Below are 19505 nucleotides of genomic sequence, written 5' to 3'. Positions count from 1 at the left end.
GTGTGGAACCGGTTACCGGCTTTGCCTCACTCTGTGAAGGTTATCAAATAACCGATGCAGAAAGCGCAGTTGAGGGAGGATAAGGAGAAATGGAAAAAATGTGTTGAGGGTGAAACATCATTTTCAATAATGTTTCGAGGGTATAAAAGCAGGAAAAGGAGACTCAGGCGTTGGTATAGCGGACGCGTTCTGGCAGCCAGCGCTCAATCAGGGCCCTGGCATGTTCAGGGAACTGCTGCTGCAGATAACGCGCAATGCGCTGTACATCGGGGATCATCGCCTGGTCACGCAACAGGTCCGCGACTTTAAACTCGGCACTGCCGGTCTGGCGCGTACCCAGTAATTCGCCCGGCCCGCGGATTTCTAAATCCTGCTGGGCAATGACAAAGCCGTCGTTGCTGTCGCGTAAAACCTGCAAACGTTTCTGCGCAGTTTTACTAAGGGGCGTTTTATAGAGCAGAACGCAGTGAGACGCGACAGCACCGCGCCCGACGCGTCCGCGTAACTGGTGCAACTGCGCCAGTCCTAAACGCTCCGGGTTTTCGATAATCATCAGGCTGGCATTGGGAACATCGACGCCCACTTCAATCACGGTGGTGGCAACCAGCAGTTGCACTTCACCCTGTTTGAACGCCTGCATGACGGCCTGTTTTTCCTGCGCTTTCATGCGCCCATGAACCAGTCCGATATTGAGTGCCGGAAGCGCCTCTTTCAGCCCTTCCCAGGTGGCTTCTGCGGCCTGAGCTTCCAGCATTTCTGATTCTTCAATCAGCGTACACACCCAATAAGCCTGACGGTTTTCCTGTTCGCAGGCACTTTTCACCCGGCTGATGATGTCGCTGCGGCGGGTATCAGGGATCGCGACGGTTGTCACCGGCGTACGGCCCGGAGGCAGTTCGTCGATGACGGACGTATCCAGATCCGCATAGGCAGTCATCGCCAGTGTGCGGGGGATCGGCGTAGCGGTCATGATCAGCTGATGCGGGTGGAAGCCCTGTTGCAGCCCCTTTTCCCACAGCGCCAGACGCTGATGTACACCGAAACGGTGCTGTTCATCAATAATGACCAGGGAAAGCGAAGAGAACAAAACCTGTTCCTGGAAGATGGCATGCGTTCCCACCACCATCGACACCTGTCCGCTGGCGATCGCGTCCTGCTGCGCCTGCCGCGCTTTACCTTTTTGTTTTCCTGCCAGCCAGCCGACCTGAATGCCCAGCGGTTCAAACCACTGACGGAAATTATTGGCGTGTTGTTCGGCCAGCAATTCAGTGGGTGCCATTAATCCGACCTGCTGCCCCTGCGCGATAGCGCAAAGGGCGGCAAGTGCAGCGACCAGCGTTTTACCAGAACCGACGTCGCCCTGAACCAGGCGCATCATCGGATAACTTTTCGCTAAATCCTGCTCGATTTCAGCCACCACGCGCTGCTGCGCACCGGTCGGACTGAAAGGAAGGGACGCGAGAAACTGATTCTTCAACCGGTCGTCATGATGCAACGGCAGGGCTTTATAACTTTGTGTACCGGCGCGGACGGCCAGCATACTGAGATTGTGTGCCAGCAGCTCTTCCATAATCAGACGGCGTTGTGCCGGATGATGACCTTTTTCAAGATCGGCAAGCTGGATATCAGGCGGTGGGCGGTGCAGCAAATGCAGCGCCTGAGGAAGCGGGATCAACGACCGGCTCAGTTCTTCCGGCAACAGTTCGGCAATTGGCACGGTGTCGAGCAGTTCAAGTGCCTGATCGGTCAGTTTACGCAGCGTTGCCTGACGAATGCCTTCTGTTGTCGGGTAAACCGGTGTCAGCGATTCCTGCAAAACCACTTCGCTGTTTTCACCCTGAATGCGGTATTCCGGATGAATGATTTCTGCGCCGATTGTGCCGCGTTTGATTTCACCATAAGCAGTGACACGACGGCCTGCGGCCAGACTGTTTTTCATCGCGGCGTTAAAGTTGAAGAAGCGTAATGTCACCATGCCGGTACCGTCGCTTATCTGACAGGTGAGCATTCTGCGGCGACCAAAACTGATATCGCTGCGCAGGACTTCGCCTTCTATGGTGGCGAAAATACCGGGCTGCAAATCATTGATGGTGTAAAGGCGGGTACGATCTTCATAACGCAAAGGCAGGTGAAGCAGTAAATCCTGAATAGTTTCAAGGCCGAGCTTAGCGAGTTTATCTGCCTGACTGGCTCCGACGCCGGAAAGCGACGTCAGCGGGATGGCGTCGAGCAGGCGACCTTTCATCTTTTTTTAACCGTCATTTGCATCGCAGACCACCATTCATCATCGGCAATAATTTGCCCCTGATCGTCAATGAAAGGGCGTGGCAGTTTTTTGCGTTTCGCCACATTCGACAGCACCGGATAGCCACCTTCAAACAGCAATCGCTGTTGCTCTTTCTCGCTCAGAAGGCTGGTGTCGCGGCGATACATGCCGGCGTTTTCACGCTGGCGCTGGGCTTCATACAAAATCAGCGCCGAAGCAACGGAAACGTTAAGAGACTGCACCATACCGATCATCGGAATGATGATATCGCTGTCTGCCAGGGCTAATGCTTCAGGCGTGATGCCCGTTTTCTCCTGACCCAGCAAAATACAGGTCGGACGGGTGTAATCAATCGCGCGGAAGTCGACGGCTTTCTCTGACAGGTTGGTGGCCAGAATTTGCATGCCCTGCGCCTTCATTTTGGCGACGGCATCCTGAATGGTTTTGTGAGTTTTGACCTGAACCCAACTGTTGCTGCCTGCCGCCGAAGAGACCAGCGTCTTCATCCGGGTGGTGGGCCAGACAGCATGGATTTCGTGAACGCCAACGGCGTCTGCCGTACGGATCACGGCAGAAACGTTATGCGGTTTATGCACCTGTTCCATGCAGACCGTCAGGTCTGGCTGTCGGGCCGCAAGCATTTCGCGGATGCGCGCATAACGTTCTGGGGTCATAACAATCAGTTTCGGTTGCGGGTAACTTTGATGACGTCCGGCATGATACGAATTTTACGCATGATATTCGCCAGATGAACGCGGTCGCGGGTCGTCAGGCGGATAAAGGCGCTGTAGACGCGACCGTCTTTTTCTTCAGTGCTCAGACTCTGAATGTTCGACTGTGCCGCATTGATCGCTGCGGTCAGGTTCGCCAGTGCACCCTGATGGTTGAACATATCGACTTTGATTTCAGCGATAAATTCCTGATCGGTTTCCTGGTGGTCATCCCAGTCAACGGCCATGAATTTCTCAGGTTCTTTCTGATAGCCACGAATATTACGGCAGGATTCATGGTGGATCACCAGACCTTTACCCGGACTGACGTGCGCAATGATCGGGTCACCAGGGATCGGACGACAGCATTTTGCGAACGTGATCAGCACGCCATCTGCACCTTTAATCGGCAGATTGCGGGTGCCGGACGTGGCCATTGAAGACTGGTCACCCATCAGATTTTTGGCAACCACCACGCTCATGGCATTGCCGAGGCCGATTTCAGCCAGCAGGTCATCCATCGCGGCGAGCTTCATGCGATCCAGCTCGTTTTTGATGTTTTCCGGCGGAATATCTGAGAGTTTTTTACCGGCGCCCAGCGCATGATTCAGCAGACGACGGCCAAGTGAAACGGAATCATCACGTTTCAGGTTTTTAAGCATCTGGCGAATTTTGGCACGAGCGCGCGAGCTGACAACAAAGTTCAGCCAGGCGGCATTCGGACGGGCACCCGGAGCGGTAATGATTTCGATAGTCTGACCGCTGGTGAGCGGCTGTGAAAGCGGATAAGGCTGGCGGTCAACGCGCGCGCCCACACAGGCATGGCCGATATCGGTATGCACTGCGTAAGCAAAGTCGACCGGCGTCGCGCCCGCAGGCAATTCGACGATACGACCTTCCGGGGTAAAGACATAAATCTCATCCGGGAACAGATCCGATTTCACACTCTCGATAAATTCAAAGGAGTTGCCTGCGCTTTGTTGCAGCTCAAGCAAACTCTGCAACCAGCGTTGAGCGCGGATCTGCGCCGTCGTGCTGGTTTCACTGTTCTCTTTATAAGCCCAGTGAGCCGCAACCCCCATCTCTGCCATCTGATCCATATCTTCAGTACGGATCTGCACTTCAACCGGCACGCCGTGCGGGCCGATAAGTGAGGTATGCAAAGATTGATAGCCGTTGGCTTTTGGGATTGCGATGTAATCTTTGACCCGACCCGGACGCGGTTTGTAGAGGCTATGAGCCTGCCCTAACACGCGATAGCAGGTATCGAGGTCTTTAACGATCACCCGGAAGGCGTAGATATCCATGATGGAATGGAAACGCTGTTCCTTGAGGTGCATTTTGCAATAGATAGAGTACAGGTGTTTTTCGCGGCCACTGACACGGCACTGAATACCGGCTTCGGTTAAACGGCCTTCTATCTCAGAGAGGATTTTTTGGATCATCTCTTTACGGTTACCACGCGCGGCTTTCACCACTTCTTTGATGACGCGATAACGGTTTGGATAGAGTGCTTCGAAGCCCAGCTCTTCGAGCTCGGTTTTCAGGTGATGAATACCCAAACGGTGTGCCAGCGGGCTGTAAATTTCCAACGTTTCGCGGGCAATGCGGCGACGTTTATCCGGGCGCAAAGAGCCCAGCGTGCGCATGTTATGGGTACGGTCAGCGAGTTTGATCAGAATGACGCGGATGTCTTGCACCATCGCCATGACCATTTTGCGGAAGTTTTCCGCCTGTGCTTCTTTCTTATCGCGGAACTTCAGCTTGTCTAACTTTGAAACGCCTTCAACCAGCTCAGCAACGCTCTTGCCAAACAGTTGTTCCATATCCTGGTAAGTTGCAGGCGTGTCTTCGATAACGTCGTGTAATAACGCCGCCATCAGAGTCTCATGATCGAGCCTCATTTCAGCCAAAATACAGGCCACGGCCACCGGGTGAGTAATATACGGCTCACCGCTGGAACGTGTTTGCCCCTCGTGCGCATCCCGCGCCACGAGGTAAGCCTGCACGAGGCGCTTAATTTGCTCCTCCGGCAGGTATTTTTGAATCAGTTGATTCAGGCTTTCAAAGATATACAAGTGAGATCCGTTTCGTTAATTAACGACGGCCTTCAGCGATGGCAGTCACTGCCTGAATCTCTGCGGCTTCCTGCTCTTGTTGCTCCTGACGGTCACGAACGTCGAGGATCTGATTAGTGATCAGGCCTTCTTCGATTTCGCGCAGGGCAATAACGGTGAATTTATCGTTTTCTTCAGCGACCAGTGGATCTTTACCACCAGATTGCAGTTGGCGTGCGCGACGAGCAGCCACCAACACCAGGTCAAAACGGTTACCAATTTTCTCAACAGCGTCTTGAACAGTTACGCGTGCCATATATGTGCTACTCCACAGGGTGACGAAAGACTGGGCATAATACTGAAAGTGACTTCAGTCTGCCAATAGTTTGGTGATTAATCCGTCATGACGGAGCCGCTGACGGCTCAGACGCAGACGTTCGGCGCGAATAATGGTTTTTAAATCCGATAACGCCAGATCAAAATCATCATTCACAATTAAATAGTCGTATTCAGCAAAGTGCGTCATTTCCGCAACAGCTTGTGCCATACGTTTTGCGATAACGTCTTCGCTGTCCTGACCGCGGCCACGCAGGCGGCGGTCAAGCTCATCTTTGGATGGCGGCAATACAAAAATACTGCGTGCCTGAGGCATTTTTTTCCGGATTTGCTGAGCGCCTTGCCAGTCGATATCCAGGAAAACATCCACACCAGAAGCTAAAACCTGCTCAATGGTTTCACGCGAAGTGCCGTAGTAATTACCGAAAACTTCTGCGTGTTCTAAAAAGGCATCACGTTCAATCATCTCGCGAAACTCTTCTTTAGAGACAAAGAAGTAATGTTCGCTGTGTTTCTCGCCCGGTCGCATTGAACGGGTGGTATGAGAAATAGAAACCTGTGTGTCGTAGAGCGGTTGTGTTTTAAGTAAAGCCTGAATCAGACTTGATTTACCTGCTCCACTAGGGGCGGAGACAATATATAGCGTGCCTTGAACCATGATGACGTTTCAACTGAATGGGTTGATAGGAAGTATGCGAAGAGTGATCTCTCGCACAGTATACACGCTCGCCGCATTCGGTGCAGCGCCCAGACGTATTTCATCGCAACTTCACCCGAGAAAATAGCCTTTCCTGACAGATTTACGTGCCGCATTCCAAATTTTTTCTTCGTTACTGCAACAGATGAAATAACCCGGAAAGCATCTCGCAAGAACCGGTGATGCCAGTGGCGGGAAACGCCATACCCGCGTTTACTGGCGGTCACAAGGAGGTGCCTATGCGCCAGTTCATTTTTCTTATCTGCCTGTTCTCTTTTACTTTCTCTGTGTCCGGTCAGGATATGCCGCCGCAGGAATGTCCGGCCTGGTCATCGTCACGCTTGTCGCAGGAAACCCGCCATCTCACGGATCAGCTGACCCGATGGGATACGGCTTATCATCAGTCCGGCAGCAGCCCGATAGAAGATTCGGTCTATGACCAGTTACGTCAGAAACAACGTGTCTGGCTACAGTGTGCCAGCCAGCCTGTGCCCGAAGTGACCGTGCCCGCCGGTGATACTGCTGAATTTCCGCATCCGGTCGCCCATACCGGCCTGCATAAAATGAAAGATAAACAGGCCGTCTCGAACTGGATGAAGGGACGAAAGAATCTCAGTATTCAGCCCAAAATCGATGGCGTGGCGGTGTCGCTGGTTTACCGGTACGGGCAACTGGCTGCATTGATCAGCCGGGGGAACGGTGAGAAAGGACAAAACTGGACGTCGAAAGCCGCATCAATACCGGCGATCCCCCTCACCATTCCGGACGTGAGCCCGGAGTTAGTGCTGCAGGGCGAGCTTTACCTGAAGATGACCGGTCATCAGCAAAGTGTCGATGGTGGCATGAATGCCAGATCAAAAGTCGCGGGTGCAATGCGGCGTACGTCGGCTTCTGACATCCTGAAACAGGTGGGTGTGTTTATCTGGTCGTGGCCGGATGGGCCGATCCTTATGTCAGACCATCTTGAGAAACTGAGCCGGTTCGGATTTCCGGTTGTTGCTCAGTTCACGCTGCCGGTCAGCACACCGGAAGAGGTAGAAAAATGGCGCGAGCACTGGTTCCGCCAGGCATTACCTTTTGCTACTGATGGTGTCGTCATCCGTCAGGAAGAAGAGCCAGCGGGAAAATATTGGCAAAATACGCCTCCCACATGGGCTGTCGCCTGGAAATACCCCCCCGCCAGACAGCTTACTGATGTTACCGGCATCACGACGACGACAGGGCGAAGCGGGAAGGTGACGGTCATCCTCAACCTGAACCCTCTGAGGCTGGACGATAAGTTAGTCAGTAAGGTGAGTGTGGGGTCCGTCAGTCGTTTCAGGCAATGGGATGTGCTTCCCGGTGATCAGGTTGCCATCACACTGGCAGGGCAGGGGATCCCGCGTCTTGATGAAGTGACATGGCGGGTCAGTGAGCGTTCGCCGGTGTCATTGCCCGATCCGCAGCGTTATAACGCCTTTTCCTGTTTTACGCCCGGTCCGGGTTGTGCGGCGCAATTTCTCTCACGTCTTATCTGGCTCAGCGGCCCTGAAGCCCTGGATATGGCAGGATTTGGCGGGGCGACATGGCAAAAGTTGCTGGATGCAATTCCTGCCGACTCCCTGATCAGCTGGTTAGCATTGAATGAAAAAGACCTGGCTGCGGTTCCGGGAATCGGAGTTAAACAGGCGCAAAAACTGATGGCACAGATTCACTTTGCCAGGGAGAAGGACTTGCGACACTGGCTGTCCGCGCTGGGATTTCCTTCTTATGCCCTGAAATTTGCCGGGCAACAGCAGGGCTGGAGCCAATTGAAACAACTGACGTCTCACGACTGGGCAAAGGCCGCAGGAATGGGGGAAAAAAGAGCCGCTCAGGTTTTTGACTTTATACATCACCCGGCTGTCATGGCAATCACCGGGGCGTTACAGCAGGCGCAATTGCCTGCTTTCCGCTAACTGAAAACCCGCGGGGCAGATCAGTGGTCAGAGTGCGGATAATTGAAGACCGGCAACCCAAGGCGGAAACGTAATGCGATCAGTCGGGCGGTAAAGCCGACCAGCAACGTGATAATCACCACCAGATTGTGCGGCAGAGAGAAATATTGCAGCCCGATATAAACCCAGGCAGAGGCAAATGAAACGCCGGCATAAATTTCTTTCTGAAAGACCAGCGGGATCTGATTACACATCATATCCCGCAGCACGCCGCCAAAAACGCCGGTGATGACGGCACAGACAGAGGCGATGATGGCACCATGCCCCATATCGAGTGCGACTTGTGTCCCGATGATTGAAAACACCACTAAACCTAAGGCATCAAGCACTAAGAAGAGCCGGCGAAGATGTTGCATCAGTGGGGCAAGCCAGGTGGTCATGAGTGCCGCGATAGCCACGATCACAATGTATTCCGGATGCTTAACCCAGCCCAAAGGATAATGGCCCAGCAACATGTCACGGACAGAACCCCCGCCAATAGCCGTCGCAGACGCGATAATAATGACCCCAAAGGAGTCCATTTTCCGGCGTCCGGCGGCAAGGGCACCGGTCATGGCTTCTGCGGTGATCCCGATAATATAAAGAACGGTGAGTAACATGGATGTACGCCAGACAAATCAGTAATGAGAAAGCGGTAGCCGCGCAGAGTAATGCGTTTTTCTTCAGCTCTCGACTGAGTTTTTCTTTTAGATTGATTTTGACATTATTAAATCTAATGCGAATATCCGATATTCAGCCCAGTACTTAAGGATGAGACAGAATGTCGGTTTATTTTAGATTAGAAAAAGCGCGATTGCGTGTTTATCTGGTCATTCCCCTCACATATATGGCTGACGTCTCTTTTTCATCAGAGGTGTATTTTCGTCGTTTATAAGTTACGATTAATTGAAATCGTCACTCATTGACGCACTGCATAATTGTTTTATCAGCCCGGAGGAGTGTATGAAGCCCGATATTCCGGTTGCGTTAACACAGCGTGGACCTGCCGAGCATGAACGGCGCGAGCAAATCATTGATGCGGCTTTTGAGCACTTCCGCCTGTATGGTTACGCCAAAACGTCGGTCGCCGATCTGGCCAAATCGATTGGTGTTTCAAGTGCTTATATTTACAAGTTTTTTGAGTCGAAACAGGCGATTGGCGAAGCCATTTGTTCACAGCGTGTGGGACAGATAGATGATGCACTGATGCTTATTGCGCAAAGCCACCAAAGTGCAACTCTGCGCCTGCGATCTATTTTTAAAACACTGCTGACACGTAGTCTGGAGCTCTTCTTTCAGGATAGAAAATTGCATGATCTGGCGGCCACAGCCTCCGCACAACAATGGAAGTCGACACTTAATCATCGGGCGATGATGTACAGCATCGTGGAAAAAGTGGTCACTGACGGGCGGGAATCCGGTGAGTTTGAGCGTAAAACGCCGCTGGATGAGGTATGTATGGCGATCACCAGTGTGACGACGCCGTTTTCTCATCCGTTATTGCTGGAACAAAAAACACCGGAACAGCTTGAAGAACGCGTTCAGGCCATCACCAGTCTGGTGTTGCGCAGTCTGGCAAAGTAGCCACGAAAAATTTTTGGTTACGGGTTTACAAAATCGTAATTCGTCACATACTGTCAGCCTTATTCGCTGAAACCCGTTTTTGTCAGGTTTGCAGAAGTCCCGGCAGAAACTTACGTCTTAAACAGACAGAGAGGAATGTTTTATGACTCATCGTCGAGTGGTTATTACCGGCATGGGGGCTGTGAGTCCTCTGGGCTGTGATATCGAAACTATCTGGAAGCGTCTGCTGGCCGGTCAGTCTGGTATCCGCGTTTTGCCGGAAGAAATTGTTGAAACCCTGAGCGTGAAAATCGGTGGTCAGGTACAAACGAAAGAGCAGGACCCTGAATCAGGCTTCGATCCGGATCAGTTCGTGGTACCGAAAGACCAGAAAAAAATGGACCGTTTCATTCTGTTCGCGATGGCTGCTGCCGATATGGCTGTTGCTGATGCTGGCTGGAAAGCGGAAACCCCTGAACAACAGGAACGTACTGCAACGGTCATCGGTTCCGGTATTGGTGGCTTCCCGGCGATTGCCCATGCGGTGCGTACCAACGACAGCCGTGGTGCCAAACGTTTGTCGCCTTTCACCATTCCTTCATTCCTGGTGAATCTCGCGGCGGGTCAGGTTTCCATCAAACATCAGTTCAAAGGCCCGATTGGTGCACCGGTCACGGCTTGTGCGGCGGGTGTTCAGGCCATCGGTGATGCTGTTCGTTTGATCCGCAACGATGAAGCGGATGTTGCACTTTGCGGTGGTGCTGAAGCGGCTATCGATACTGTCAGCCTGGGCGGTTTCGCGGCGGCAAAAGCCATGTCTACCGGCCATGAAGATCATCCTGAGAAAGCATCCCGTCCGTTCGACAGCGCACGCGATGGTTTCATCATGGGTGAAGGCGCAGGCATGCTGGTCATTGAAGAGCTGGAACATGCGAAAGCGCGTGGAGCCAAAATCCTGGCTGAGATTGTCGGTTACGGCACCAGCGGTGACGCTTATCACATGACTTCCGGTGCGGAAGACGGCAACGGAGCGGGCCGCGCGATGAAAATCGCCCTGCGTCAGGCAGGCATTCAGCCTTCAGATGTTCAGCACCTGAATGCTCATGCTACCTCTACGCCGGTGGGCGATCTGGGTGAAATCAATGCGATTAAAACCCTGTTCGGAACCGACGGTAAGCTGGCGGTGACGTCCACCAAATCTGCGACCGGCCATCTTCTGGGCGCGGCTGGCGGGCTGGAAACCATTTTCACCATTCTGGCCGTGCGTGACCAAATCGTTCCTCCGACGCTGAATCTGGAAAACAAAGATGAAGCGGCTGCGGGTCTGAATATCGTGGGTAATACCGCGCAAAAGCATGACATTACCTATGCCCTGTCAAATGGCTTTGGTTTCGGTGGCGTGAATGCCTGCGTGCTGTTGAAACGCTGGGAAGATTAATTTCTCTCTTCGTTAAAGCATAAAAAAACGCCTCGGGTTTTGATGACCGGAGGCGTTTTTTTTGTGCGTGAGGCAATGAACCCGTTGTCGTTATTTTTTATTCAGACGCTTTGCCGCTGATTCAATTTGCCTGATGCTGTGTTCCAGAGCGGGGAGATTTTCCGGCATGGTTCCGCCTAATTCTTCGATTGTTTTCCGAACCTTACTACCCACATCAAAATGTGTCTGATTAGCCTGTTCTTTTGAATCCACCTGATCGCGTCGCAATTTCTCCTCTGTCTGAGTTGCTCTGAACAAGTTGGCGGCCAGTTCAGTGGATCCCATATGATCGAGGATCTTTTGACTCTTTTTGAGCCCCTTACGCTGATGGATAGCTTTTTGGTCTAACCCACCATACAGCCCCTGATAGCCGTGATTCTGAAACACGGCAAAGTCCAGCGTTGTTGCTACTCCTGCCTGTTGAGCGACTTCAACCAATTGTTTATTGTGCTCTTTTAGTTCGTTACGCAGGAATAAACGCTTTTCATCTTCTCTCAGCTGTTTAAACGTAGCGTCATCCGCCAGCTCTTGCCGTCTGGTCTGGAGGGCGAAGTAAGTCTGTCCGGCTGCGATGACGGGTTTGCCGGGGTCACCATTCTGGACAACCAGATAACATGCATACCTCGACAAGTGAATGTCCTCTAATTCACGTTGTGCTCCGGAACCAAGAATTACCATTTTGGTGGCATCAACGAAATGGTCGCTTAACTGTTGATTGCTGGTTTCACAAGCTTGCGCCGCTCTGGATAGAACATTTTGAAAGTTACGCCAATCTCTATAATCCAGCAACGGGGCCAGATCTCTTGCTGACCAATATTCATTGTTGTCATTGCTGTGCTGGCGAAGTTCTTCAAAAGGTTGATGGTTCTTTTTCATTTTAATCTCCCTATCGCAAATGATGCCGGTAGCCAATGCCCGGAATGGCGAATTTTACAGCGCCTTTATGATAGCGCGTGAAAATTAAAAAGCCCGTCTGTAGACGGGCTTCTCGGGGTACCGATGCTTCATAATTAATGAAGATTTACTCAATATTCTGAATCTGCTCGCGCATTTGTTCGATCAGCACTTTCAGCTCGATGGCTGATGTCGTGACGTCGGCATTGATCGATTTTGAGGCCAGAGTGTTCGACTCGCGGTTAAATTCCTGCATCATGAAATCAAGACGACGGCCAACGGCTTCTTCTTTCTTCATGATTTTGTGCGTTTCTTTGACGTGCGCTTCCAGACGATCCAGCTCTTCAGCCACATCCACACGCTGTGCCATCAGCACCAGTTCCTGCTCAAGACGGGTATTTTCCAGCTGTACCTGCGCGTCTTCCAGCTTGCTGACCAGACGCTCGCGCTGCCATTGCAGAATATTTGGCATCTGGGCGCGGACTTTCACCACTTCTGCGCTCACACCGTCGAGGCGTTGTTCGATCATCGTTTTCAGTGCGGCGCCTTCGCTTTCGCGTGCGCTGATGAAATCGTCCAGCGCGGTTTCCAGCGCCAGCAGCAATTCAGTACTGATGGCGTCCAGATCTTGTTCTTCAGCCAGCATCACACCCGGCCAGCGCAGGACTTCCAGCGGATTGATTTCGCCTTCATCACTTTGCATTTTCACCCATTGCGCGGCTTCCACCAGTTGCTTCGCCAATTTTTCATTGAGTTGCAGCGTGCTCTGCGCGCTCGGGTCGAGGTCAAAACGCAAATTACATTCGACTTTACCGCGGGTCAGTCGGGCGCGAATACGCTCACGGACAACCGGCTCCAGGCTGCGGAATTGCTCGGGCAGACGGATGTAAGTTTCGAGATAACGTTGGTTTACCGAGCGGAGTTCCCACGCTGCGCTGCCCCAGTTACCCTTAATTTCGCGTCGGGCATAAGCGGTCATACTACGGATCATGTATGCGTACCTGTTAATGTAAAGATGCAGCGATTATAGCCTCCACGGGCGGGTCATGATAGGCATTACCTCGCGAAGTCCGTATAATGCGCAGCCAAACACGAATCGCGACCCGGAGAACTATCCATGCGTCCAGCTGGCCGAAATGCACAACAAGTGCGCCCCGTAACACTGACCCGCCATTACACTAAACACGCTGAAGGTTCCGTGCTGGTGGAGTTTGGTGATACCAAAGTGCTGTGTACCGCGACGGTGGAGGAAGGTGTTCCGCGTTTTCTGAAAGGTCAGGGACAAGGTTGGATCACCGCAGAGTACGGCATGTTGCCGCGTTCTACCCATACGCGTAATGCGCGTGAAGCCGCAAAAGGCAAACAAGGTGGCCGTACTCTGGAAATCCAGCGTCTGATTGCCCGTTCCCTGCGTGCTGCGGTAGACCTGAAAAAGCTGGGTGAATTTACTATTACGCTCGACTGCGACGTATTGCAGGCTGACGGCGGCACACGTACGGCGTCTATTTCCGGGGCTTGCGTTGCTCTGGCCGATGCGCTGAACGCGCTGGTGGCGACAGGTAAACTGAAAGCTAACCCGATGAAAGGTATGGTGGCGGCAGTGTCAGTCGGCATCGTGAAAGGCGAAGCGCTGTGCGACCTTGAGTATGTCGAAGACTCGGCAGCTGAAACCGATATGAATGTGGTGATGATGGAAGATGGCCGCATGATTGAGGTGCAGGGCACCGCCGAAGGCGAGCCGTTCAGCCATGAAGAACTGCTCGGTTTGCTTGCCCTCGCCAGAGGGGGAATCGACACCATCTTCCAGGCGCAGAAAGCGGCGCTGGCGGAATAATTTTTTAAGGCGACTGAGAAGTCGCCTTTTTTATGGCCTGCGGGCTGACAATGAGAAATAAGACATTATCTAGGAGACCATCAATGAAAGCCTATCAGCGCCAGTTTATTGAGTTCGCACTGAACAAACAGGTTTTGAAATTCGGTGAATTTACCCTGAAGTCCGGGCGTATCAGCCCTTACTTCTTCAATGCCGGTTTGTTTAACACTGGCCGTGATCTGGCGTTACTGGGACGTTTTTATGCCGAAGCATTGGTGGATTCCAAGATTGATTTTGATTTAGTGTTTGGCCCGGCTTACAAAGGTATTCCTATTGCCACGACCACGGCCGTTGCGCTGGCTGAACATCATGAACGTGACGTGCCGTATTGCTTTAACCGTAAAGAAGCAAAAGATCACGGCGAAGGCGGCTTACTGGTCGGCAGCCCGTTGCAGGGGCGCGTCATGCTGGTGGATGATGTGATCACCGCTGGCACTGCTATCCGTGAATCGATGGAAATCATCAATGCCAACAAAGCCACGCTGGCAGGCGTATTGATTTCTCTGGATCGCCAGGAACGTGGACGCGCGGACATTTCTGCCATTCAGGAAGTGGAGCGTGACTATCACTGTAAAGTGATTTCAATCATTACACTGGTTGATCTGATTGAGTATCTGGAAGAGAAAACCGAAATGGCTGACCATCTGGCGGCGGTCCGGACTTACCAGCAGACTTACGGCGTATAACCGCTGATGAAAACAAAAGGGCCTTTCGGCCCTTTTTGATATCTGACGTCTGACTCTGCGGCGTGCCTTTATTGCAACTGAGCAGAGATGAGCGGCCAGCGGGTATCGAAGTCCTGAGTCGGTTTGTACTTGAATTCCGAACGTACAAAACGCGACAACATCCCTTCGCAAAAGGCCAGTAACTGGCTGGCAAGCAGGGTTTCATCACTGATGAATCCGCTGCCTTCACGCATTTTCTTTTCCCGCAACACCTGACGCAGTTGCGCTTCAATTCGCTCAAAAAGCTGGTTGATGCGGCCTTGCAGGCGATCCTGTTCAAACATCAGGGCGTGACCGGTCATAATGCGGGTCAGCCCCGGATTACGTTCTGCAAACCCTAAAATCAGCAGCAAAATCAGACGTATTCTGTTCAGCGTATCCTTTTCATCCTGCAGGATGAGATTGATACGGGTGATCAGACTGTCTTCGATAAACTCGATTAAGCTGTCAAACATCCGCGTTTTACTGGGAAAATGACGATAAAGAGCTGCTTCTGAAACACCTACGCTGGCGGCGAGCTTTGCAGTCGTGATCCGCTGGCTGCCATCGCTGGACTGAAGCATTTGCGCTAATGCCTGCAAAATCTCTTCGCGCCTGTTCCTTTTTGTCGTTTCTTTCTCTGCCATGTCTGAATAGACCCTTGCTAAAAAACGGCTAAAATCATGGAGAAACCGCACAACTGCCGCATGAATCGCTGTGATCCTGCGGCTTATTTCGTTCCCTTCGCGTTGTGACGGTCTGATAGTGATAAGGATCTGTTCAATATCGCGTCAGAATCAGCGGTGCTGAACAGGTTCTTATTGGCGACCTGAGTGGCCAAAGCCCCCTTCGCCGCGTTCACTGGCGTCAAAATCTTCCACCAGATTGAATTCTGCCTGAACAACAGGCACAAACACCATTTGAGCAATACGCTCGCCCGGTTCGATAACAAAGGTCGTCTGACCGCGGTTCCATACCGATACCATCAGCTGGCCCTGATAATCAGAATCGATAAGGCCGACCAGGTTGCCCAGCACGACGCCATGCTTATGGCCCAGACCGGAGCGCGGCAGAATTACCGCCGCCAGATTAGCATCACCAATATGGATAGCCAGACCTGTTGGCAGCAGCGTAGTCTCGCCCGGTTTCAGTTCAACCGACGCATCCAGACAGGCGCGTAAATCCAGACCCGCCGACCCTGGTGTCGCGTAAGCCGGTAAAGGGAAAGTCGAACCGATGCGCGGGTCGAGAATTTTAATGTCGATTTTTTTCATCATAACGGCTGACAATCTCTTCTAATAAACGTTGGCCAAGCAGGGACTTATCGCTGAGCGGTAAGATTTTATCCCCGTCCTGCCAAAAAAGATGCAAAGCATTGGAATCACTGTTGAAACCTTGCCCGGCAAGTGAAACATCGTTGGCGCAGATCAGATCCAGATTCTTGCGGATCCTTTTTTGCCGCGCGTATTCTTCCACATTCTGGGTTTCAGCGGCAAACCCCACGACGTAAGGGCGGTTTTCTGTCATGGCCGCAACACCGGCAACAATGTCAGGGTTCTTAATCATTTTTACGGTGATTTCATCGCCTTGCTTTTTGATTTTCTCATCTGCAATGCGTTCCGCACGATAATCTGCCACGGCGGCACAGGAAATGAAAATCTGCTGCGAGGCTGCTGAAAGCCGGACGGCTTGCTGCATCTCCAGCGCGCTTTCCACATCAATACGGCGGACATTAGCGGGTGTCGGCTGCGATACCGGTCCGGCGATCAGCGTCACGTTAGCACCCCGTTCAGCGGCGGCTTTGGCTATCGCAAAACCCATTTTTCCGGAGCTGTGATTACTGATGAAGCGAACCGGATCCAGTGGCTCGCGCGTCGGACCTGCGGTGACCATAATGTTCAGATGTGCCAGATCCTTGCGCGCAGAAAAATGGCTGTTCGCCATATCAACAATCACCAGCGGATCCAGCATGCGTCCCGGGCCAACATCGCCGCAAGCCTGACTGCCGCTGTCCGGACCCCACACTAACGTGCCGCGTGCCGTCAGGCTTTGCAGATTTTCCTGCGTCACCGCAGCGCGGTACATTTGCTGATTCATTGCAGGCAGCACGGCGACCGGTGCCGCTGTCGCCAGACACACCGTCGTCAGCAGATCATTGGCCATGCCAGCGTTCATGCGGGCCAGCAAATCCGCCGTCGCGGGCGCGATAATGACTAAATCGGCCCATTTGCCTAATTCGATATGCCCCATCGCCGCTTCGGCAGCCGGATCAAGCAGGTCGTCAGACACCGGATAGCCAGACACTGCCTGCAGGCTCAACGGCGTCACGAAGGATTTCGCCGCTTCAGTCATGACGACGCGGACTTCTGCGCCTCTTTCACGTAAGCGACGTACCAGTTCTGGTGCTTTATAGGCAGCGATACCACCGCTGATACCGAGCACAATATGTTTGCCGGAAAGTCCCGTCATCATCATTGTCCGATTGGTTGAAAGCTGAAAGAAGCGACATTTTAGCATAACGGGGAATGATGACAGCTATTGGCGATGCGCCGAAATCTGAAGAATAAAAATTTTGCGTAACGTCTCGCAAGCTTACTCAGTGAGCGTCTTAGCGGAAGGAATGTTGTGCCACAATCGCGGCGAAAAAGGAGTCAGGATGACGAAACAAGCAGACCAGTGGCCGGGAATGATGCCACCACGGGAAAAATTGTTGCAGCAGGGTGCGAAGGAACTGACAGATCAGGAATTGCTGGCGATCTATCTGCGTACAGGATGCCGGGGATTACATGTGATGGATCTGGCAAAGAACCTGCTGGAAGAATTCGGTTCATTGCATAAATTACTGATGGCCGATTTTGAGGCCATGGCGCGTACGAAAGGGATGGGCGTCGCCAAGTTTTCGCAGCTGGTGGCGGTGTCTGAATTATCACGCCGCGCCTATTTGCGTCACCTGAGTGCCGAAAATGCGATGCTAAGCCCCGAGGTCATCAGGGAATATTTGCAGAATTTGCTCGTTTTTCGGGAAAGAGAGGTATTTCTGGTACTTTTTCTCGACAACCAGCATCGCGTTATTCGCCATGAGGAGATGTTTGCTGGTACTATTGGGCACGTAGAAGTGTATCCCCGCGAAATTGTTCGTGGTGCGATGAAGGTTAATGCGGCAGCCCTAATTCTGGCGCATAATCACCCATCCGGTCGGGCTGAGCCCAGTCTGATGGACAGAAAAGTGACTGAACAGATTATCCGAGCGTGCCAGCTGCTGGAAATTCGTGTCCTTGACCATTTGGTTGTAGGTCACGGAGAAACGGTATCTTTTGCCGAACGCGGCTGGATTTAGCGTCGTTTTTTGAAGATCCTTTGGGATCTTTAGCTGTTCGGGACTTGAGCACTTACGCTACAGAGCGTATACTACGCCACCTTTGAGAATCTTGGGTTTGGCGTTAAGAGCCTATCTCAGCAGGTTTCTAACCTGATGAATTGGTTTTTACCCGACGACAGTGAGTCGGTTCTCAGTGGAGTTTGCTGAGATGGGCTCTAAAAGCCTGACGAGGCGGCCATACCCTATACGAAGCTCGAGCTGATTTGATTTTTGGAGAATAGACATGTCCCGAGTCTGCCAAGTTACTGGCAAGCGCCCGGTGAGCGGTAACAACCGTTCCCACGCAATGAACGCGACCAAACGCCGTTTTCTGCCGAACCTGCACTCCCACCGTTTTTGGGTTGAGGCTGAGAAGCGCTTTGTAACTCTGCGTGTATCTGCTAAAGGTATGCGTGTTATCGATAAGAAGGGTATTGAGACGGTCTTGGCCGATCTGCGTGCCCGCGGTGAGAAGTATTAAGGAACTGCATCATGGCTAAAGGTGTTCGCGAGAAGATCAAGCTGGTTTCTTCTGCTGGTACTGGTCACTTCTATACCACCACGAAGAACAAGCGTACTAAGCCGGAAAAATTGGAACTGAAGAAATTCGATCCAGTTGTCCGTCAACACGTGATCTACAAAGAAGCTAAAATTAAATAATTTTAGTGGATTGCTAAAAACCCGGCTCCGGCCGGGTTTTTTATTGCCTGAATTTTGTGGTTTTCATTCGGCGTGACTTTTATTTGCCTGATATCGACGACTGCGACACACTCTGTAAACGATTCTGCTCAAGGGGAAATTATGCCGGAATTACCTGAGGTTGAAACCAGCCGCAGAGGGATTGAACCCTATCTGAAAGGTCACACGATACTGCATGCCATCGTGCGCAATCCACGCCTGCGCTGGCCTGTCTCGGCGGAAATCTTAGCGTTAAGCGATCAGCCCGTTCTGAGTGTGCAGCGCCGGGCAAAATATCTGCTGGTCGAGCTGAAAACCGGCTGGATCATCATCCATCTGGGTATGTCCGGCAGTTTGCGTGTACTGCCGGAAGAAACAGAAGCAGGCAAACATGACCATGTTGATCTGGTCATGGATACCGGACATGTGCTGCGTTATACCGATCCGCGACGGTTTGGTGCCTGGTTGTGGTCTGCTGATCTGGCGGCCAGTAATGTTCTGGCGCATCTGGGGCCGGAGCCGTTAAGCGAAGATTTCACAGCAGAGTATTTGTTTGAGAAATCGCGCACAAAAAAATCGCCGATCAAACCCTGGCTGATGGACAACAAACTGGTGGTCGGGGTAGGGAATATCTACGCCAGCGAGTCCTTGTTTGTTGCCGGTATTTCACCTGACAGACCTGCTCATTCGCTCAAACGTGATGAGACGGAATTACTGGTGAGAACGATTAAAGCGGTATTGCTACGCTCTATTGAACAGGGCGGGACGACGCTGAAAGACTTTTTACAGTCGGATGGAAAGCCGGGATATTTTGCGCAGGAATTGCAGGTATACGGACGGGCTGGCGATCCTTGCCGGGCATGTGGTACGCCTGTTGAGAGTAAAAAACACGCTCAGCGCACCACGTTTTTCTGCCCGCGCTGTCAGCGCTAACGCA

The 19505-nt window shown here is 52.2% G+C and carries 20 protein-coding genes; 9 read left to right on the top strand and 11 right to left on the bottom strand.

Annotated elements, in window-relative coordinates; all coding sequences use genetic code 11:
• Positions 1-163: 163 nt before the first annotated feature.
• From recG to gmk, 5 genes are read right to left on the bottom strand one after another with little or no spacing between them, the layout of a single operon-like run.
• A complete protein-coding gene (gene recG / locus EYY67_RS15505) occupies positions 164-2245 on the bottom strand; it encodes an ATP-dependent DNA helicase RecG (protein WP_095924088.1) in 2082 nt (693 codons plus the stop codon).
• Entirely contained in the window at positions 2242-2940 is a 699-nt protein-coding gene (gene trmH, locus EYY67_RS15500) for a tRNA (guanosine(18)-2'-O)-methyltransferase TrmH (RefSeq protein WP_119823938.1), read from the bottom strand. The genes recG and trmH overlap by 4 nt, the downstream gene beginning before the upstream one ends.
• 5 nt (positions 2941-2945) lie before the next feature.
• The gene (gene spoT / locus EYY67_RS15495; RefSeq protein ID WP_120509389.1) at positions 2946-5054 is read right to left on the bottom strand and encodes a bifunctional GTP diphosphokinase/guanosine-3',5'-bis pyrophosphate 3'-pyrophosphohydrolase; all 2109 of its coding nucleotides are present in this window, start codon (positions 5052-5054) and stop codon (positions 2946-2948) included.
• A gap of 19 nt (positions 5055-5073) precedes the next feature.
• Positions 5074-5349 (bottom strand): DNA-directed RNA polymerase subunit omega, encoded by a 276-nt coding sequence (gene rpoZ / locus EYY67_RS15490; protein WP_015699238.1) that lies wholly within the window; start codon positions 5347-5349, stop codon positions 5074-5076.
• A gap of 54 nt (positions 5350-5403) precedes the next feature.
• Positions 5404-6027 carry a guanylate kinase gene (gmk, locus tag EYY67_RS15485; RefSeq protein WP_112289301.1) on the bottom strand — a complete coding sequence of 208 codons (624 nt, stop codon included), beginning with the start codon at positions 6025-6027 and terminating at the stop codon, positions 5404-5406.
• A gap of 278 nt (positions 6028-6305) precedes the next feature.
• On the opposite strand from gmk, the gene ligB reads away from it, so the two are divergent.
• Positions 6306-8003: an NAD-dependent DNA ligase LigB gene (gene ligB / locus EYY67_RS15480; protein WP_131693837.1), complete on the top strand. Its 1698-nt coding sequence runs from the start codon at positions 6306-6308 to the stop codon at positions 8001-8003.
• A 20-nt stretch (positions 8004-8023) separates the two neighbouring features.
• Here ligB and EYY67_RS15475 read toward each other — a convergent pair whose 3' ends face one another.
• Positions 8024-8641 (bottom strand): trimeric intracellular cation channel family protein, encoded by a 618-nt coding sequence (locus tag EYY67_RS15475; RefSeq protein ID WP_095924093.1) that lies wholly within the window; start codon positions 8639-8641, stop codon positions 8024-8026.
• A 343-nt stretch (positions 8642-8984) separates the two neighbouring features.
• Between EYY67_RS15475 and EYY67_RS15470 the strand changes: the two genes are divergently transcribed.
• Positions 8985-9605 carry a TetR/AcrR family transcriptional regulator gene (locus tag EYY67_RS15470; RefSeq protein WP_131693836.1) on the top strand — a complete coding sequence of 207 codons (621 nt, stop codon included), beginning with the start codon at positions 8985-8987 and terminating at the stop codon, positions 9603-9605.
• Positions 9606-9747: 142 nt separating this feature from the next.
• Entirely contained in the window at positions 9748-11022 is a 1275-nt protein-coding gene (fabF, locus tag EYY67_RS15465) for a beta-ketoacyl-ACP synthase II (RefSeq protein WP_095924095.1), read from the top strand.
• A gap of 90 nt (positions 11023-11112) precedes the next feature.
• On the opposite strand, the gene dinD is transcribed toward fabF, so the two are convergent.
• Together dinD and EYY67_RS15455 are read right to left on the bottom strand one after the other, a co-directional pair.
• Positions 11113-11937: a DNA damage-inducible protein D gene (gene dinD / locus EYY67_RS15460; protein WP_131693835.1), complete on the bottom strand. Its 825-nt coding sequence runs from the start codon at positions 11935-11937 to the stop codon at positions 11113-11115.
• A 145-nt stretch (positions 11938-12082) separates the two neighbouring features.
• Positions 12083-12946 carry a YicC/YloC family endoribonuclease gene (locus EYY67_RS15455; protein ID WP_095924097.1) on the bottom strand — a complete coding sequence of 288 codons (864 nt, stop codon included), beginning with the start codon at positions 12944-12946 and terminating at the stop codon, positions 12083-12085.
• Positions 12947-13072: 126 nt separating this feature from the next.
• On the opposite strand from EYY67_RS15455, the gene rph reads away from it, so the two are divergent.
• Both rph and pyrE read left to right on the top strand, forming a co-directional pair.
• On the top strand, positions 13073-13789 hold the full coding sequence (gene rph, locus EYY67_RS15450; protein ID WP_131693834.1) for a ribonuclease PH: 717 nt from the start codon (positions 13073-13075) through the stop codon (positions 13787-13789).
• Positions 13790-13872: 83 nt separating this feature from the next.
• Positions 13873-14514: an orotate phosphoribosyltransferase gene (gene pyrE, locus EYY67_RS15445; protein WP_131693833.1), complete on the top strand. Its 642-nt coding sequence runs from the start codon at positions 13873-13875 to the stop codon at positions 14512-14514.
• 68 nt (positions 14515-14582) lie between these two features.
• Here pyrE and slmA read toward each other — a convergent pair whose 3' ends face one another.
• The 3 genes from slmA to coaBC form a co-directional block, all read right to left on the bottom strand.
• On the bottom strand, positions 14583-15179 hold the full coding sequence (gene slmA, locus EYY67_RS15440) for a nucleoid occlusion factor SlmA (protein WP_013577628.1): 597 nt from the start codon (positions 15177-15179) through the stop codon (positions 14583-14585).
• Positions 15180-15350: 171 nt separating this feature from the next.
• A complete protein-coding gene (dut, locus tag EYY67_RS15435; RefSeq protein ID WP_013577627.1) occupies positions 15351-15809 on the bottom strand; it encodes a dUTP diphosphatase in 459 nt (152 codons plus the stop codon).
• Entirely contained in the window at positions 15787-17004 is a 1218-nt protein-coding gene (gene coaBC / locus EYY67_RS15430) for a bifunctional phosphopantothenoylcysteine decarboxylase/phosphopantothenate--cysteine ligase CoaBC (RefSeq protein ID WP_162928605.1), read from the bottom strand. Before coaBC ends, dut begins: the two co-directional genes overlap by 23 nt.
• Before the next feature lie 184 nt (positions 17005-17188).
• On the opposite strand from coaBC, the gene radC reads away from it, so the two are divergent.
• From radC to mutM, 4 genes are all read left to right on the top strand, one after another.
• A complete protein-coding gene (radC, locus tag EYY67_RS15425) occupies positions 17189-17869 on the top strand; it encodes a RadC family protein (protein WP_095924100.1) in 681 nt (226 codons plus the stop codon).
• Between the two features lie 265 nt (positions 17870-18134).
• Positions 18135-18371 carry a 50S ribosomal protein L28 gene (gene rpmB / locus EYY67_RS15420; RefSeq protein WP_004931195.1) on the top strand — a complete coding sequence of 79 codons (237 nt, stop codon included), beginning with the start codon at positions 18135-18137 and terminating at the stop codon, positions 18369-18371.
• 11 nt (positions 18372-18382) lie between these two features.
• Positions 18383-18550: a 50S ribosomal protein L33 gene (gene rpmG / locus EYY67_RS15415; RefSeq protein WP_004392084.1), complete on the top strand. Its 168-nt coding sequence runs from the start codon at positions 18383-18385 to the stop codon at positions 18548-18550.
• Between the two features lie 141 nt (positions 18551-18691).
• On the top strand, positions 18692-19501 hold the full coding sequence (gene mutM / locus EYY67_RS15410) for a bifunctional DNA-formamidopyrimidine glycosylase/DNA-(apurinic or apyrimidinic site) lyase (protein WP_131693832.1): 810 nt from the start codon (positions 18692-18694) through the stop codon (positions 19499-19501).
• Positions 19502-19505 lie beyond the last annotated feature (4 nt).

The sequence above is a fragment of the Rahnella victoriana genome, assembly GCF_004330295.1.
Lineage (GTDB): Bacteria > Pseudomonadota > Gammaproteobacteria > Enterobacterales > Enterobacteriaceae > Rahnella > Rahnella victoriana.
Note: the sequence above shows the minus strand (reverse complement) of the source record. Positions and strands in the feature narration are given on the sequence as shown.

Excerpts from the sequence above, each read along its gene's own strand:
- dut (WP_013577627.1), bottom strand. The coding sequence starts at position 15,809 with ATGATGAAAAAAATCGACATTAAAATTCTCGACCCGCGCATCGGTTCG.
- rph (WP_131693834.1), top strand. The coding sequence starts at position 13,073 with ATGCGTCCAGCTGGCCGAAATGCACAACAAGTGCGCCCCGTAACACTG.
- pyrE (WP_131693833.1), top strand. The coding sequence starts at position 13,873 with ATGAAAGCCTATCAGCGCCAGTTTATTGAGTTCGCACTGAACAAACAG.
- rpoZ (WP_015699238.1), bottom strand. The coding sequence starts at position 5,349 with ATGGCACGCGTAACTGTTCAAGACGCTGTTGAGAAAATTGGTAACCGT.
- EYY67_RS15475 (WP_095924093.1), bottom strand. The coding sequence starts at position 8,641 with ATGTTACTCACCGTTCTTTATATTATCGGGATCACCGCAGAAGCCATG.
- radC (WP_095924100.1), top strand. The coding sequence starts at position 17,189 with ATGACGAAACAAGCAGACCAGTGGCCGGGAATGATGCCACCACGGGAA.
- slmA (WP_013577628.1), bottom strand. The coding sequence starts at position 15,179 with ATGGCAGAGAAAGAAACGACAAAAAGGAACAGGCGCGAAGAGATTTTG.
- trmH (WP_119823938.1), bottom strand. The coding sequence starts at position 2,940 with ATGACCCCAGAACGTTATGCGCGCATCCGCGAAATGCTTGCGGCCCGA.
- mutM (WP_131693832.1), top strand. The coding sequence starts at position 18,692 with ATGCCGGAATTACCTGAGGTTGAAACCAGCCGCAGAGGGATTGAACCC.
- gmk (WP_112289301.1), bottom strand. The coding sequence starts at position 6,027 with ATGGTTCAAGGCACGCTATATATTGTCTCCGCCCCTAGTGGAGCAGGT.
- EYY67_RS15470 (WP_131693836.1), top strand. The coding sequence starts at position 8,985 with ATGAAGCCCGATATTCCGGTTGCGTTAACACAGCGTGGACCTGCCGAG.
- ligB (WP_131693837.1), top strand. The coding sequence starts at position 6,306 with ATGCGCCAGTTCATTTTTCTTATCTGCCTGTTCTCTTTTACTTTCTCT.
- dinD (WP_131693835.1), bottom strand. The coding sequence starts at position 11,937 with ATGAAAAAGAACCATCAACCTTTTGAAGAACTTCGCCAGCACAGCAAT.
- coaBC (WP_162928605.1), bottom strand. The coding sequence starts at position 17,004 with ATGATGACGGGACTTTCCGGCAAACATATTGTGCTCGGTATCAGCGGT.
- EYY67_RS15455 (WP_095924097.1), bottom strand. The coding sequence starts at position 12,946 with ATGATCCGTAGTATGACCGCTTATGCCCGACGCGAAATTAAGGGTAAC.
- rpmB (WP_004931195.1), top strand. The coding sequence starts at position 18,135 with ATGTCCCGAGTCTGCCAAGTTACTGGCAAGCGCCCGGTGAGCGGTAAC.
- fabF (WP_095924095.1), top strand. The coding sequence starts at position 9,748 with ATGACTCATCGTCGAGTGGTTATTACCGGCATGGGGGCTGTGAGTCCT.
- recG (WP_095924088.1), bottom strand. The coding sequence starts at position 2,245 with ATGAAAGGTCGCCTGCTCGACGCCATCCCGCTGACGTCGCTTTCCGGC.
- rpmG (WP_004392084.1), top strand. The coding sequence starts at position 18,383 with ATGGCTAAAGGTGTTCGCGAGAAGATCAAGCTGGTTTCTTCTGCTGGT.